Below are 11584 nucleotides of genomic sequence, written 5' to 3' on the forward strand. Positions count from 1 at the left end.
CTCCCACTCGGCATCACTCAGATCACCCCGCCCCATGTCCACAGCAACGACCCGGACATGAAGCGGTCACATGATCGGCCGGACGAGTCCTAGTCGAGGGGAGCTTAGGGTGTCCATACGTCAGTCTGAGCCGATCGTCTTGAGGTCAGCATCTGAAGAGAGCCGTCCACGAAGGTCGCGCCACCAAAGATGAACGGTCGGAGGCCGGCGCGGGCAGCGTAAAGCGTGGCGGTGCATCTCGAAAGGCCCGAACCGGTGGCGATGACTTCGCAGACGTTCATCGCGGTGTTCATGCTTCTGGGCTCGGCGCGATCTCCTCGATCAGCCCCTCGACCAGCAACCTGATTTCGTCCCGGATCGGGCGGACGGCCTCCACGCCCTGGCCCGCCGGGTCGTCGAGCTGCCAGTCCAGGTACCGCTTGCCGGGGAAGACCGGGCAGGTGTCGCCGCAGCCCATCGTGATGCAGACGTCCGACTCCCTGACCGCGTCCACCGTGAGCATCTTCGGCACTTCGGCGGAGATGTCGATGCCAACCTCGCGCATGGCCCCGATGGCGGCCGGGTTCACGTCGGCGCCCGGGTTCGAGCCGGCGGAACGGACCTCGACGCGGTCTCCGGCCAGATGGGTCAGCCAGGCGGCAGCCATCTGGGAACGGCCTGCGTTGTGTACACAGACGAACAGGACGGAGGGCTTGTCGGACATGAGGAGGTCTCTCTTGTCTCACTATCACATCAGGCATGAATGACTTCAGCACCCGGTGGTGTCAGCCACCACTGATATGAGACTATCAGCGCATGATGACGTCAGTCGACGCTGACCTGATCCGGGTTCTGGCGGACCCGCTCAGGCTGCAAATCGTGAACCTGCTGGCCAGAGAGACGCTGTGCACCACCCACCTCGTGGAGGAGACCGGTGCCCGGCAGACCAACCTCTCCAACCACTTGAAGGTGCTGCGCGAGGCAGGAGTCGTCGAGACCGAGCCGTGTGGCCGCTACACGTACTACAAGATCCGCCCGGACGTCATCGCCTCGCTCGCCGGCCGGTTCACCGACCTGGCCGCGTCCGCCCGCAGTGCCGCTGAGAACAAGAGGGCCTGTCCGTGACCCGCACCGAAGCGCCCGCGACCACGGTGGAGGATTCCTCGGTCGTCGCGAAGCTGTCGACGCTCGACCGCTTCCTCGCCGTCTGGATCCTCATCGCCATGGCCGTCGGGCTCGGTCTGGGCCGGGCCGTTCCGGGCCTGGATGACGCTCTTGCCAAGGTCGAGATCGGCGGCATCTCGCTGCCCATCGCCGTCGGCCTGCTGATCATGATGTATCCGGTCCTGGCAAAGGTCCGCTACGACAAGCTCGACGCCGTCACCGGCGACCGCAGGCTCATGGCCTCGTCGCTCGTCATCAACTGGATCATCGGTCCAGCGGTGATGTTCGCGCTGGCCTGGATCTTCCTGCCGGACCTGCCCGAGTACCGCACCGGTCTGATCGTCGTCGGGCTCGCCCGCTGCATCGCCATGGTCATCATCTGGAACGACCTCGCGTGCGGCGACCGCGAAGCCGCCGCGGTGCTCGTGGCGCTCAACTCGGTCTTCCAGGTCGTGGCCTTCGGTCTGCTCGGCTGGTTCTACCTCGATCTGCTGCCCGGCTGGCTCGGCCTCGGCGACGGCGAGCACCTCGACATCTCCATGTGGAAGATCGCTCTGAACGTCGTCATTTTTCTCGGCGTCCCGCTCCTGGCCGGGTTCCTGACCCGCCGGATCGGAGAGAAGAAACTCGGTCGCGACAGGTACGAGTCCGGCTTCCTTCCGAAGATCGGTCCTTGGGCCCTGTACGGTCTCCTCTTCATGATCGTCATCCTCTTCGCTCTGCAGGGCGAGACCATCACCTCCCAGCCGCTGGACGTGGTCCGCATCGCCCTGCCGCTGCTGGTGTACTTCGCCGTGATGTGGGCCGGAACCTTCCTGCTGGGCAAGGCGATCGGTCTCGCCTACGACCGCACGGCCACCCTTGCCTTCACCGCCGCGGGCAACAACTTCGAACTGGCCATCGCCGTCGCCATCGCCACGTTCGGCGTCACCTCGGGCCAGGCACTCGCCGGCGTCGTGGGACCACTCATCGAAGTCCCGGTCCTGATCGGCCTGGTCTACGTGTCCCTGGCTTGGCGCAAGAAGTTCGCCCCGTCCGCGCTGACCACCGCGGGAAGGGATCACTGATGAGCTGCCTCGACGGTCGCGCGCCGGCAGCATGAGGCGGCATGCCGACGTGGTGGTCATCGGCGGCGGCCAGTCCGGGCTCGCCGCTGGCTACCACCTGCGCCGCCAGGGCCTGGACTTCGTCATCCTCGATGCCCAGCCCACCCCCGGCGGGGCCTGGCAGCACGCCTGGGACTCGCTGCACCTGTTCTCCCCGGCCGCCTTCTCCTCTCTTCCCGGCCGGCTCATGCCGGCGCAGCCGGGCGAGGAGTACCCGACTGCCGGGCACGTGGTGGCGTACTTGGAGGACTACGAGAAGCGGTACGAACTCCCCGTACGGCGGCCGGTTCATGTGCTCGGGGTGCGCGAGGACGGGCGGCTTCTGCAGGTGGACACCGACTCCGGCACCTGGCACGCACGCGCGGTGATCAGCGCGACCGGCACTTGGTGGCGGCCCTTCCTCCCTGCCGTCCGAGGTCGTGAGGGCTTCACGGGCAGGCAGCTGCACACCGTCTCCTACCGGACACCGCAGGATTTCGCGGGGCGTCGCGTGATCGTCGTCGGGGGTGGCAACTCAGGGGCGCAGATCGCCGCCGACCTCGCGTACGGCACCGAACTGACCTGGGTGACCCGGCGCCCGCCGCGGTTCCTCGCCGACGACATCGACGGCCGCGCCCTGTTCGATGCGGCCACCGCCCGCCGCCGCGCACTCGACGAGGGCCGCACCGACACCGAAGGCGTCGCCGCACTGGGCGACATCGTGGCCGTACCGGCGGTGCGGGAGGCCCGTGACGCCGGGCTGCTGAAGACGTCGCCCATGTTCGTACGGTTCGACCGCGAGGATGTCGTGTGGGCCGACGGTACGAGGGCGCGCGCCGAAGCGGTGATCTGGTGCACGGGCTTCCGGCCGGCCCTCTTGTACCTTTCGCCCCTGGGCCTGCGGGGCTCACGGGGCCGTATCGCCACCCAGGGCACCCGCTGTCTGCAGGAGCCTCGGCTGCACCTTCTCGGCTACGGCGACTGGACGGGCCCGGCCTCAGCCACGCTCATCGGCGTCGGACGGCCGGCGCGCGACGCGGCGCGCGACATTGCCACGCTCCTCGACGCCGAAGGCTGACCTTCGCGCCATCACGAGGTCTGCGGCGAACCAGACGCCCGCAACTCACGTGCCGTTGCTACCCGTTCGAAGGAAGCGGACAGCGGTGATCACTCGGATGAGGTCCTGGGTGCCGGGTCCAGGATGGCCCGGATGCGTTGCAGGCCGTCGTGGTTGACGGAGAACCAGGCCCAGGTGCCGCGCCGTTCGCGGTCCAGGAGGCCGGCCTCGGTCATGATCTTCAAGTGGTGGCTGACGGTGGACTGGCGCAGTTCCAGGCTGTCGGCCAAGTCGCACACACAGGCTTCGCCGTCGGGGGCTTGTTCCAGTAGGCGGAACAGCTGCAGGCGGGTGGGGTCGGCGATGGTTCGCAGCATCGCCGACAACTGTTCGGCCTCCGCGCGTTGCAGAGGTTTGCAGTTCAACCCCGGTCCGCACGTACCGCCTTCGAGGAACCCGTCCTCCGACATCTCCAGATCTATGACAGCCACGTACCGACCATAAGCGCTGTGTGATCGCTTTGGCACGATCATAATTGGTCGGACTGTACGTTCGGTCAGGATTGGGTGGCCGTTCGGCCAGGATTGCGCGGTTGTTGGGGCAAGTGTCGGACACAGTGGATCGCGCGGGCGTTGCCGGTGATGCTGTCATTTCCGGCCGTCAGGTCGTCCGGCCCGTCGGCGTGGTGTGCCAGGCGACGAGTGCGGCGGCGGCCGAGACCAGGGTGAGGACGATGAACAGGCTGGGGTAGCCGCCGAGGGGCATGGCCAGGGCGGTGCCGGCGAACGGGGCGAGCGCGGAGGCGGTCGTCATGGGGGCGGCGAGGATGCCGGACAGGCGACCGTACCGGTTGGCGCCCCATCGATCGGTGACGGCGGTGGCCTGCAGCAGGGTCAGATTGCCGCGGACGGTGCCGGCAACGACGGCCAGGACCGCCAGGAGTGGGTACGGGCCGGGGACGAGTGCGAAGGCGGCGGTGGTCGTTCCCCCCAGGCTGATCAGCAGAGTGGCGCGCAGGGCGGGTGAGGTCCGGCGGGACAGTGTGGCGTACAGCGTGCGGCCGAGGGTCTGTCCGGCCCCACCCAGTCCCAGGGCCCAGGCGGCCTGGGTCGCGGTGTAGCCGCGATCGAGCAGCAGGGGCACGAGGGTGATGACCACGGCGTACATCGCGAACGCCGAGAGGGTCAGGGCGGTGGCCAGGAGGAGGAAGGGGCGGCTGCGGGTGATGGCGGCCGTGGTGGCGGGCACGCCGGTTGCGACCGGAGGTGGTGCGGGTGGCCAGGGGCCCCGTAGGGCGAAGGCGTGGGCGGGTACGGTCACGACGGCCAGGACGGCGGCCAGGATCAGGTACGTGTGCCGCCAGCTGAAATGGCCGGCCAACTGGGCGGTCAGTGGCGCGAAGACGGTGGAGGCCAGTCCTCCGGCGAGAGTGACCGTGGTCAGGGCACGGACGTGGCCGGGGGCCCACCAGCGGGTGAGCGCGGCGAAAGCGGGCTGGTAGAAGGTGGACGCCATGGCGAGACCGGCCAGCAGCCAACCGGCGGTGAACACGGCCAGGTTGGGGGCCGTGGCGAGGACGACCAGGCTGACCGTCCCGATGACGGAGCCGGTGGTCATGACCGTACGGGGGCCTCGGGTGTCCAGGATGCGGCCGATGCGGATACCGGCCACGGCGGAGACGAGCAGAGCGGCGGAGAAGGCCGCCGTGGTGGCGGCCGGGGTCCAGCCGGTGGCTGCGGTGATCTGCGGGTTGAGGACGGGGAAGGCGTAGTAGACGATTCCCCAGCTGGTGATCTGGGTCAGGCACAGGGCGGGCAGGGCCGCCCGCGGCCGCGTCGGTTGCTTCATGACGGCGGCCGCGGTGGCCGTGGAGAGGTCGTTCATGAGTCGGTCAGCAGCAACCGGCCGTGTCGGGCTGCTGGTCGGACCGGGTGGCGCCCGCGGAGGTGCAACAGGAGCTGCCGGTCTGCTTGGCCAGAGTGTCGGCGTCGGCCTTCACCACGTACACCTCCCACGGCTCCTGGCCGGGGCCGTGCACCCAGACCTTGTCCTGGAGGGCGTAGCAGCAGGTGGTGTCCTTCTCCTCGGTGGTGGCCAGTCCCGTCCGGGCCAGCCGGTCGGTGGCGGCCTGGACGTCCTCGGTGGACGCCACCTCGACGCCGAGATGGTCCAGGCGGGTGTCCTCGCCCGCCGTTCCCTCGATGAGCACGAGCTTGAGCGGGGGCTCGGTGACGGCGAAGTTGGCGTAACCGTCCCGCAGCTTGGCGGGCTCGGTGCCGAACAGCTTGCTGTAGAAGGTGATCGCGGCCTGTAGGTCAGGTACGCGAAGGGCGAGTTGTATGCGGGACACGGGCGTTCCTCCTGCCGGTTCGATGGTGCGCGCTGCCCGAAGCCGTGGCCGGTGTCGGGATGCTCAGGAGCTGCAGCGGCTGCTGGACGAGCCGCTGGATGTGCTTGCCGGGCCGGGGGAGACGGTGAGGAGCTGGAGCGGCTGCGAGGCGACCGGGGCGCAGCAGCCTTCCGTCGGGGCCGGGGAGGCGTCGGCCGTGTCGAACAGTCCGGAGCCACCGCAGACGCCGGTCTCCGGCAGGACCAGTTCCACGCGGTCGGCCGCTTCGGTGTCGCCCGCCAGGGCGGCTGCCACGGAGCGGACCTGCTCGTAGCCGGTCATCGCCAGGAATGTGGGGGCACGGCCGTAGCTCTTCATGCCGACGAGGTAGACGCCGGAGTCGGGGTGGGACAGCTCCCGGTGGCCGTGCGGGTAGACGGTGCCGCACGAGTGCTGGTTGGGGTCGATCAGCGGGGCGAGTTCCACCGGCGCTTCCAGGCGCTCGTCCAGGCGCAGACGCACCTCGGACAGGAAGGACAGGTCCGGGCGGAACCCGGTGAGGACGATGACCTCGTCCACCGGCTGCAGCCGCCGTCCGTCCTCGTCCACCAGGACCAGTCGGCCGTCGGTGTCGCTTTCGATGGCTTCGGTACGGAAGCCGGTGACCGCCTCGGCGTGGCCGTCGTCGACGGCGGCCTTGGCCGCCAGGCCGAGAGCGCCCCGCGCGGGCAGTTCGTCGGCCTCCCCGCCGCCGAAGGTGGAGCCGGAGATGCCGCGGCGCAGCACCCATACCGTCTTCGTGTCCGTGCCGTCCTTCGCCCGTGCCAGTTCGGCGAGCGAGGAGAGGGCGGTGAAGGCGGAGGCGCCCGAGCCGATGACGGCCGTGCGTTTGTTCGCGTAGCGCTCACGCACGGCCGGGTCCGTGAGGTCGGGGACGCGGTAGCTGACGCGGTCGGCCGCGGCCCGTTCACCGATGGCGGGCAGGCCGCTGCCGCCGGCCGGGGAGGGCTGGGTCCAGGTTCCGGAGGCATCGATCACGGCAGCCGCGAGGATCCGCTCCTCGCGGTCGTCGGCGTACCGCACGTGCACGACGAAGGGCTGTGCGTCGCGGTCGGTGTCCACAACGCGGTCCCGGCCGGCCTTCGAGACGCCGGTGACCTGGGCTTCGTAACGGACCTGATCACCGAGGGCGTCGGCGAGCGGCTGCAGGTAGTGCTCGGCCCAGTCGCCGCCGCTGGGGTAGGTGTCTGCGTCGGGCTTGCTCCAACCCGTCTGGGTCAGGAGCTTTTCCGCTGCGGGGTCGACGACCTCGCCCCAGGTGGAGAAGAGGCGTACGTGTGCCCATTCGCGTACGGACGTGCCCGCGGATTGACCGGATTCCAGAACGAGAGCACGCTGACCGCGATCGGCCAGATGGGCTGCGGCGGCCAGTCCGGTGGGACCGGCGCCGATGACGACGACCGGCAGAGCGGGGGCAGCGTCCATGATGGCGATGACTCCTCGGTTTCGATGTTTGTCGATGTCGCCCAGCATGCGCCTGGGATCGACGTTCGTCAACATAGAAGTTCATCGAATTCATGCCCGAACGGGCGCAGGGGGGTTCCGCTTCACGCTTGGCAAATGATTTGATGACTGTCAACATAGAGGTATGTCTAATCTGGCTTTGGACTCCACCGATCTGAACACCACCACGGCCTGGTGCTGCCAGCCGCTGGGGAAGGAAGAGCTGTCCGCTGCCGATTCGGAGAAGATCGCCGCCATGTTCAAGGCGCTGTCCGATCCTGTCCGGCTGCGGCTGTTCTCGCGCATCGCCGCCCGGCCGGGTGGTGAAGCCTGTGTCTGCGACATCCAGGACGTGGGCGTTTCCCAGCCCACGGTCAGCCATCACCTGCGGAAGTTGCGTGAGGCCGGACTCCTGGAGTCGGAGCGTCGTGCCAGTTGGGTGTACTACCGCGTGGCTCCCGGAGTGTTGGCGGCCATGGCGGGCCTGCTGTCACAGACCTCCTGAACCGCCGGGCTCCGGTGGTCCGCATGGTGGCGTCGGCCAGGCGCTGCTTCCGGGCGCAGAGGGGCATGCCGACCGGTAGCGCATCCCAGAGGGGACGCTGGGAGGGAGACGTCATGTGTCAGAGGGGGGCCGCCTCCGCCTGCGACGGGTCGTGCCTGGAGCTGAGCGAGGCCGACATGGTCTGGTGGTCCAACGTGTTCAAAACGCTGGGGGACCCCATCCGCCTGCAACTTCTGATGCACTTGGCGGAACGGTCCGGGGCAGAGGTCGCGGTGCACGAACTGCCCGATGTGGGAGTGTCTTTGGCGACCGTCAGCCATCACCTGAAGCGGCTGCGGTGCATCGGCCTGGTCGAGAGCAGGCGGGAAGGCCGCCTCATCTACTACAGATTGGGTGTGGGGGTGCGCTCAGCGCTGATGCAGATCCTGCACCAGCGCAGCCAGGTCAACGTCTAGTGAGCACTGGGAAGAGGGCGGTCTCTGGCTCCGTACCGCTGCGATCAGGGCGCGGCACGGTACGGAGAGGAGAGGCTGAGCCGATGGAGCGTGGGGTGCTGCGAGCCTTTCGTCGTGATGGTGGTGATCAGCTCACGGCGGCGGCAGGAGACGCTGCCGCGGGCTGATCGAGATTGACGGTGGTGTCGCACAGCCGCTCCACCTGCGACGGATCGTGGGAGACGAGAAGCACCGCCCGGCGACCGTGGAGGGCCGCGATGGATTCTTCGACCTTGTCCCTGCTGCGTTCGTCGAGGGCGCTGGTGGGCTCGTCGAGCAGGAGTCCGGCCGGCTCCAGAGCCAGGGCGCGGGCAAGACAGAGCCGCTGGCGCTGGCCCGCGGACAGGTTCTGCGCGGGCGAGTCGAGACGGTCGGCCACCTCCTTCCACAGCCCGGCCTCCTCCAGAGCCTTCTCCGCCCGCTCCTTGAGGACCTCCTGGGAGGCACGCAGCACATGACGCAGACCGAAGAGGGCGTTGTCGAGAATGCTGCCCCCGAAGACGACCGGCATCTGCGGCACGAGAACGATCTTCGCCCGCAGGTCGGCATCTCCCTTGCCGGGCGCGATCGTCCGGTCGAGGACCTTCAGTTCGCCGTCCCGGGTCAGCCCGTTGGGAAGCAGTTCCACCAGCGCGCGCAGGATGGTGGATTTACCGGCGCCCGAGGGCCCGCACAACCCGGTGGTCGATCCGTGTTCGACAGTGAACGAGACCGGCCCCACCAGGGTCTTGTCGCGGCTGCGTACGCACAGTTGGCGCACGGCGATCACGTGGTCCATCGTTCCCCCTCGAAGCGGTTGCGCAGCGCGACCGCCACGCTGAGAAGTACTGCGGTGATCAGGACGAGCACCATGGCGCTTCCCCATGCCTGGGTGACGGCCTGGGGATCTCCCGAGTCCTGGGAGAGCGTGAAGATGTGGGTCGGCAGCGCCTGCACCGGTGATTCCACGATGCCGCTCGGTACGGTGGGCGCACCGAAGAAGACGGTCGCCGTGAAAAGCAGCGGGGCGGTCTCGCCCGCGGCCCGTGCCAGACCGAGGAGCAGGCCGGTGATGGTCGCCGGCCAGGTGTACGGGACGACGACGGAGCGGACGTACTGCGCGCGCGTCAGCCCCAGGGACATGGCGCTCTCCGTCAGTTCGGCGGGAATGCTCCGTACACGGGCGGACGTGGTCAGGGCTATCACCGGCACCACGACGGGCACGAGCACGATCGCACCGGCCAGCCAGGACCGGCCCCAGCCCATGGTGGTGGACAGGGTCACGAACCCGGCCAGGCCCAGCAGGATGGTCGGTGCACCTCCGAGGATGACGGTGACGGTCTGCAGCACGCGGGCCGTGCGTTCGGATGTGTGGACGCCGATCAGGACCCCCGCGCCGAAACCGAGCGGCAGGGCCAGGATGCCCGTGGTGGCGATGAGCAGTACGGTGCCGACGATCTGGTCCCGCACGCCCCCTCCGGCCGCGCCGGTCGCGGACGTGAACCAGAACGACGGATTGAACGCCGAACTGCCCCGCGTCACCAGGAGAGCCAGCATGCCGACCAGCAGGACGCTGGGCACAAGAAGAGCTCCCAGCCGCAGCGTCATCGCCAGCCGGTCCCGCTGGAGACGCATCCGCGGAGTGCCGCGGAACTTCAGGGAGCGGTCGGTCGACGCGCCGCGGTTGCGGCCCCGCGTGCCCCAGACCGTCGCGGCGGCGACCAGCGCGAGGAGGACGAGACCGAGCCCGCAGATCGCGGCGAAGTAGGGACCGGACGTGCCTGCCAGGACGGGTTCCGGGCCGGCGAGCTTGGTCGTGAGCGTCTGTCCGGGATGGCTCAGCGAGTCGAGGAACTCCCCGAAGCTGGTGGGCATTCGGCCGTCCGCCCGTCCCACGACCAGGAACACGGCGATGGCCTCACCCAGGGCCCGGGCCAGACCGAGCAGGACAGCCGCCCGCATGCCGGACCGCGCCAGCGGCAGCACCGCCGAGCGCACCACCTCCCGGCGGGTCAGGCCGAGCGAGTAGGCGGCCTCACGGACCCGGTCCGGCACCGCGGCGAGCGCGTCGACACTGACGGCCACGATCGTGGGAGTGATCATGACGGCCAGGACGATGCCGGCAGCGGCGAGACTGTCTCCGCCGGGTACGTCGGCGATCCGCGCGATGACCGGACGGACGACCATGATGCCGATGAGGCCGTAGACGATGGACGGTACGGCCGCGAGCAACTCCACGCACATGCGCAGGGGCCGGGCCAGGCGCGGCGGAAGGTACTCCGAGAGCGCGACGGCCGCTCCCCAGCTGATGGGCACGGCGATGACCAGGGCCAGGGCGCACACCACGGCTGTGCCGTAGACCATCGCCAGGCCGCCGTACACGGAATTGGCCGGGCTCCACTCGGACTCGGTCAGCAGCTGCGGCCAGTCCACGTGGCCGCCGGCGACTCCCGCGCCGAGATAGCCGATGACGACCAGGAGAAGTGCTGCCATGGCGAACGCGCCGGTATACGCCCAGGTCCAGATCCACTTGGAGGGGCGCGGGCGGCTGCCGGTGTCGGGTGCGACCGGTGGTCGCGTCAGAGTTTTGGTGGGCATCGGCTACTTACCGATTTCCTTGAGGGTCAGGTAGCCGTGTTTGGTCATCAGCTTCTGGCCCTTGGTGGTCAGCACGTAGTCGATGAACTTCTTTGCGGAGCCTTTGGGCTTGCCGTTGGTGAACAGGTACAGCGGCCGGGACATGGGGTACTTGCCCGAGGCGATGTTCTCGGGGGACGCCTCGATGCCGTCCAGTGTCACGGCGGCCAGGCCGTCACGTCCTTCGACGAAGCTGGTGGACAGCGGCGCCACGGCGCCGGGCGTGGATTCCAGCTTGTTGCGGGTCTCCAGGTTGCCGCCGACGATGGCGAAGTTACCGGACTTCGGCGGCGGCGGAGCCTTCTCGTCCCCGTAGATGTACTTGTCGAGGACCTCCCGCGTCCCCCGTCCCGGTTCCTTGTCGTAGACGAAGACGTCGAGGTCCGGGCCGCCGACTTCCGACCAGTTGGTGATCTTCCCCTCAAACAGGTCGCGTACCTGGTCGGCGGTGAGGTTCTTGACCCCGGCGTCCGCGACCTTCTTGGTGACGATGACGCCCACGGCATCGGCGCCGATCTGCGTGGTGAGGAAGTCGGTGTCGGGGTTGGCGGCCTTGTCCTCCTTCGCCAGCGGCTTCGAGCTCATGGCGATGTTGATCTGCCCCGCGGCGAGCTGGGAGATGCCGCCGGCCGAACCGCCCTGAGTGGCGACGGTGATGTCGAGCCCGTCGGCCTTGAGCGCCTGGGCCGCGTCCGCGGCGACCGGCGCGACCGTGGTCGATCCGCTGACCTGCAGGGCGCCGCTTCCTCCGGCATCGCTGTCGGCGCAGCCTGCCAGCGACATGACTGTCAGAACCGAGGTGACGAGATAGGCGTGGCGGAACTTCTTGCTGATGAACACTGAGGTCCTTCC

13 protein-coding genes are annotated in these 11584 nt (G+C 68.8%); 5 read left to right on the plus strand and 8 right to left on the minus strand.

Features of this window, described 5'->3' with window-relative positions:
• Window positions 1-289: 289 nt before the first annotated feature.
• A complete protein-coding gene (locus ACZ60E_RS26265; protein ID WP_469443561.1) occupies window positions 290-703 on the minus strand; it encodes an arsenate reductase ArsC in 414 nt (137 codons plus the stop codon).
• 92 nt (window positions 704-795) lie between these two features.
• Between ACZ60E_RS26265 and ACZ60E_RS26270 the strand changes: the two genes are divergently transcribed.
• The 3 genes from ACZ60E_RS26270 to ACZ60E_RS26280 are packed head-to-tail and all read left to right on the plus strand — an operon-like array spanning window position 796 to window position 3306.
• The gene (locus ACZ60E_RS26270; protein ID WP_469443562.1) at window positions 796-1104 is read left to right on the plus strand and encodes an ArsR/SmtB family transcription factor; all 309 of its coding nucleotides are present in this window, start codon (window positions 796-798) and stop codon (window positions 1102-1104) included.
• Window positions 1101-2210 (plus strand): ACR3 family arsenite efflux transporter, encoded by a 1110-nt coding sequence (arsB, locus tag ACZ60E_RS26275; RefSeq protein WP_469443564.1) that lies wholly within the window; start codon window positions 1101-1103, stop codon window positions 2208-2210. Before ACZ60E_RS26270 ends, arsB begins: the two co-directional genes overlap by 4 nt.
• Before the next feature lie 31 nt (window positions 2211-2241).
• Window positions 2242-3306 (plus strand): ArsO family NAD(P)H-dependent flavin-containing monooxygenase, encoded by a 1065-nt coding sequence (locus ACZ60E_RS26280; protein WP_469443567.1) that lies wholly within the window; start codon window positions 2242-2244, stop codon window positions 3304-3306.
• An 89-nt stretch (window positions 3307-3395) separates the two neighbouring features.
• Here the strand turns inward: ACZ60E_RS26280 and ACZ60E_RS26285 are convergent, their stop codons facing one another.
• The 4 genes from ACZ60E_RS26285 to ACZ60E_RS26300 all read right to left on the minus strand — a co-directional run bounded on the left by ACZ60E_RS26285 (window position 3396) and on the right by ACZ60E_RS26300 (window position 7099).
• Entirely contained in the window at window positions 3396-3755 is a 360-nt protein-coding gene (locus ACZ60E_RS26285; protein ID WP_365245757.1) for an ArsR/SmtB family transcription factor, read from the minus strand.
• 190 nt (window positions 3756-3945) lie between these two features.
• Window positions 3946-5169 (minus strand): MFS transporter, encoded by a 1224-nt coding sequence (locus tag ACZ60E_RS26290; protein ID WP_469443568.1) that lies wholly within the window; start codon window positions 5167-5169, stop codon window positions 3946-3948.
• Between the two features lie 7 nt (window positions 5170-5176).
• The gene (locus tag ACZ60E_RS26295; protein WP_469443570.1) at window positions 5177-5635 is read right to left on the minus strand and encodes an ArsI/CadI family heavy metal resistance metalloenzyme; all 459 of its coding nucleotides are present in this window, start codon (window positions 5633-5635) and stop codon (window positions 5177-5179) included.
• Window positions 5636-5698: 63 nt separating this feature from the next.
• Entirely contained in the window at window positions 5699-7099 is a 1401-nt protein-coding gene (locus ACZ60E_RS26300) for an FAD-dependent oxidoreductase (protein ID WP_469443572.1), read from the minus strand.
• A gap of 163 nt (window positions 7100-7262) precedes the next feature.
• Between ACZ60E_RS26300 and ACZ60E_RS26305 the strand changes: the two genes are divergently transcribed.
• Entirely contained in the window at window positions 7263-7622 is a 360-nt protein-coding gene (locus tag ACZ60E_RS26305; RefSeq protein ID WP_469443574.1) for an ArsR/SmtB family transcription factor, read from the plus strand.
• Window positions 7623-7735: 113 nt separating this feature from the next.
• Window positions 7736-8077 (plus strand): ArsR/SmtB family transcription factor, encoded by a 342-nt coding sequence (locus ACZ60E_RS26310; protein WP_469443576.1) that lies wholly within the window; start codon window positions 7736-7738, stop codon window positions 8075-8077.
• A gap of 127 nt (window positions 8078-8204) precedes the next feature.
• Here the strand turns inward: ACZ60E_RS26310 and ACZ60E_RS26315 are convergent, their stop codons facing one another.
• The 3 genes from ACZ60E_RS26315 to ACZ60E_RS26325 are packed head-to-tail and all read right to left on the minus strand — an operon-like array spanning window position 8205 to window position 11572.
• The gene (locus ACZ60E_RS26315) at window positions 8205-8894 is read right to left on the minus strand and encodes a phosphate ABC transporter ATP-binding protein (RefSeq protein WP_469443577.1); all 690 of its coding nucleotides are present in this window, start codon (window positions 8892-8894) and stop codon (window positions 8205-8207) included.
• The gene (pstC, locus tag ACZ60E_RS26320) at window positions 8882-10693 is read right to left on the minus strand and encodes a phosphate ABC transporter permease subunit PstC (protein ID WP_469443579.1); all 1812 of its coding nucleotides are present in this window, start codon (window positions 10691-10693) and stop codon (window positions 8882-8884) included. The genes ACZ60E_RS26315 and pstC overlap by 13 nt, the downstream gene beginning before the upstream one ends.
• Window positions 10694-10696: 3 nt before the next feature.
• Window positions 10697-11572, minus strand: coding sequence for a phosphate ABC transporter substrate-binding protein (locus tag ACZ60E_RS26325; protein ID WP_469443581.1), 876 nt, complete (start codon window positions 11570-11572; stop codon window positions 10697-10699).
• Window positions 11573-11584: the final 12 nt, after the last annotated feature.

It is taken from the genome of Streptomyces sp. NPDC102514, from assembly GCF_055584525.1.

Excerpts from the sequence above, each read along its gene's own strand:
- ACZ60E_RS26265 (WP_469443561.1), bottom strand. The coding sequence starts at position 703 with ATGTCCGACAAGCCCTCCGTCCTGTTCGTCTGTGTACACAACGCAGGC.
- ACZ60E_RS26270 (WP_469443562.1), top strand. The coding sequence starts at position 796 with ATGATGACGTCAGTCGACGCTGACCTGATCCGGGTTCTGGCGGACCCG.
- ACZ60E_RS26280 (WP_469443567.1), top strand. The coding sequence starts at position 2,242 with ATGAGGCGGCATGCCGACGTGGTGGTCATCGGCGGCGGCCAGTCCGGG.
- ACZ60E_RS26285 (WP_365245757.1), bottom strand. The coding sequence starts at position 3,755 with ATGTCGGAGGACGGGTTCCTCGAAGGCGGTACGTGCGGACCGGGGTTG.
- ACZ60E_RS26290 (WP_469443568.1), bottom strand. The coding sequence starts at position 5,169 with ATGAACGACCTCTCCACGGCCACCGCGGCCGCCGTCATGAAGCAACCG.
- ACZ60E_RS26300 (WP_469443572.1), bottom strand. The coding sequence starts at position 7,099 with ATGGACGCTGCCCCCGCTCTGCCGGTCGTCGTCATCGGCGCCGGTCCC.
- ACZ60E_RS26305 (WP_469443574.1), top strand. The coding sequence starts at position 7,263 with ATGTCTAATCTGGCTTTGGACTCCACCGATCTGAACACCACCACGGCC.
- ACZ60E_RS26310 (WP_469443576.1), top strand. The coding sequence starts at position 7,736 with ATGTGTCAGAGGGGGGCCGCCTCCGCCTGCGACGGGTCGTGCCTGGAG.
- ACZ60E_RS26315 (WP_469443577.1), bottom strand. The coding sequence starts at position 8,894 with ATGGACCACGTGATCGCCGTGCGCCAACTGTGCGTACGCAGCCGCGAC.
- pstC (WP_469443579.1), bottom strand. The coding sequence starts at position 10,693 with ATGCCCACCAAAACTCTGACGCGACCACCGGTCGCACCCGACACCGGC.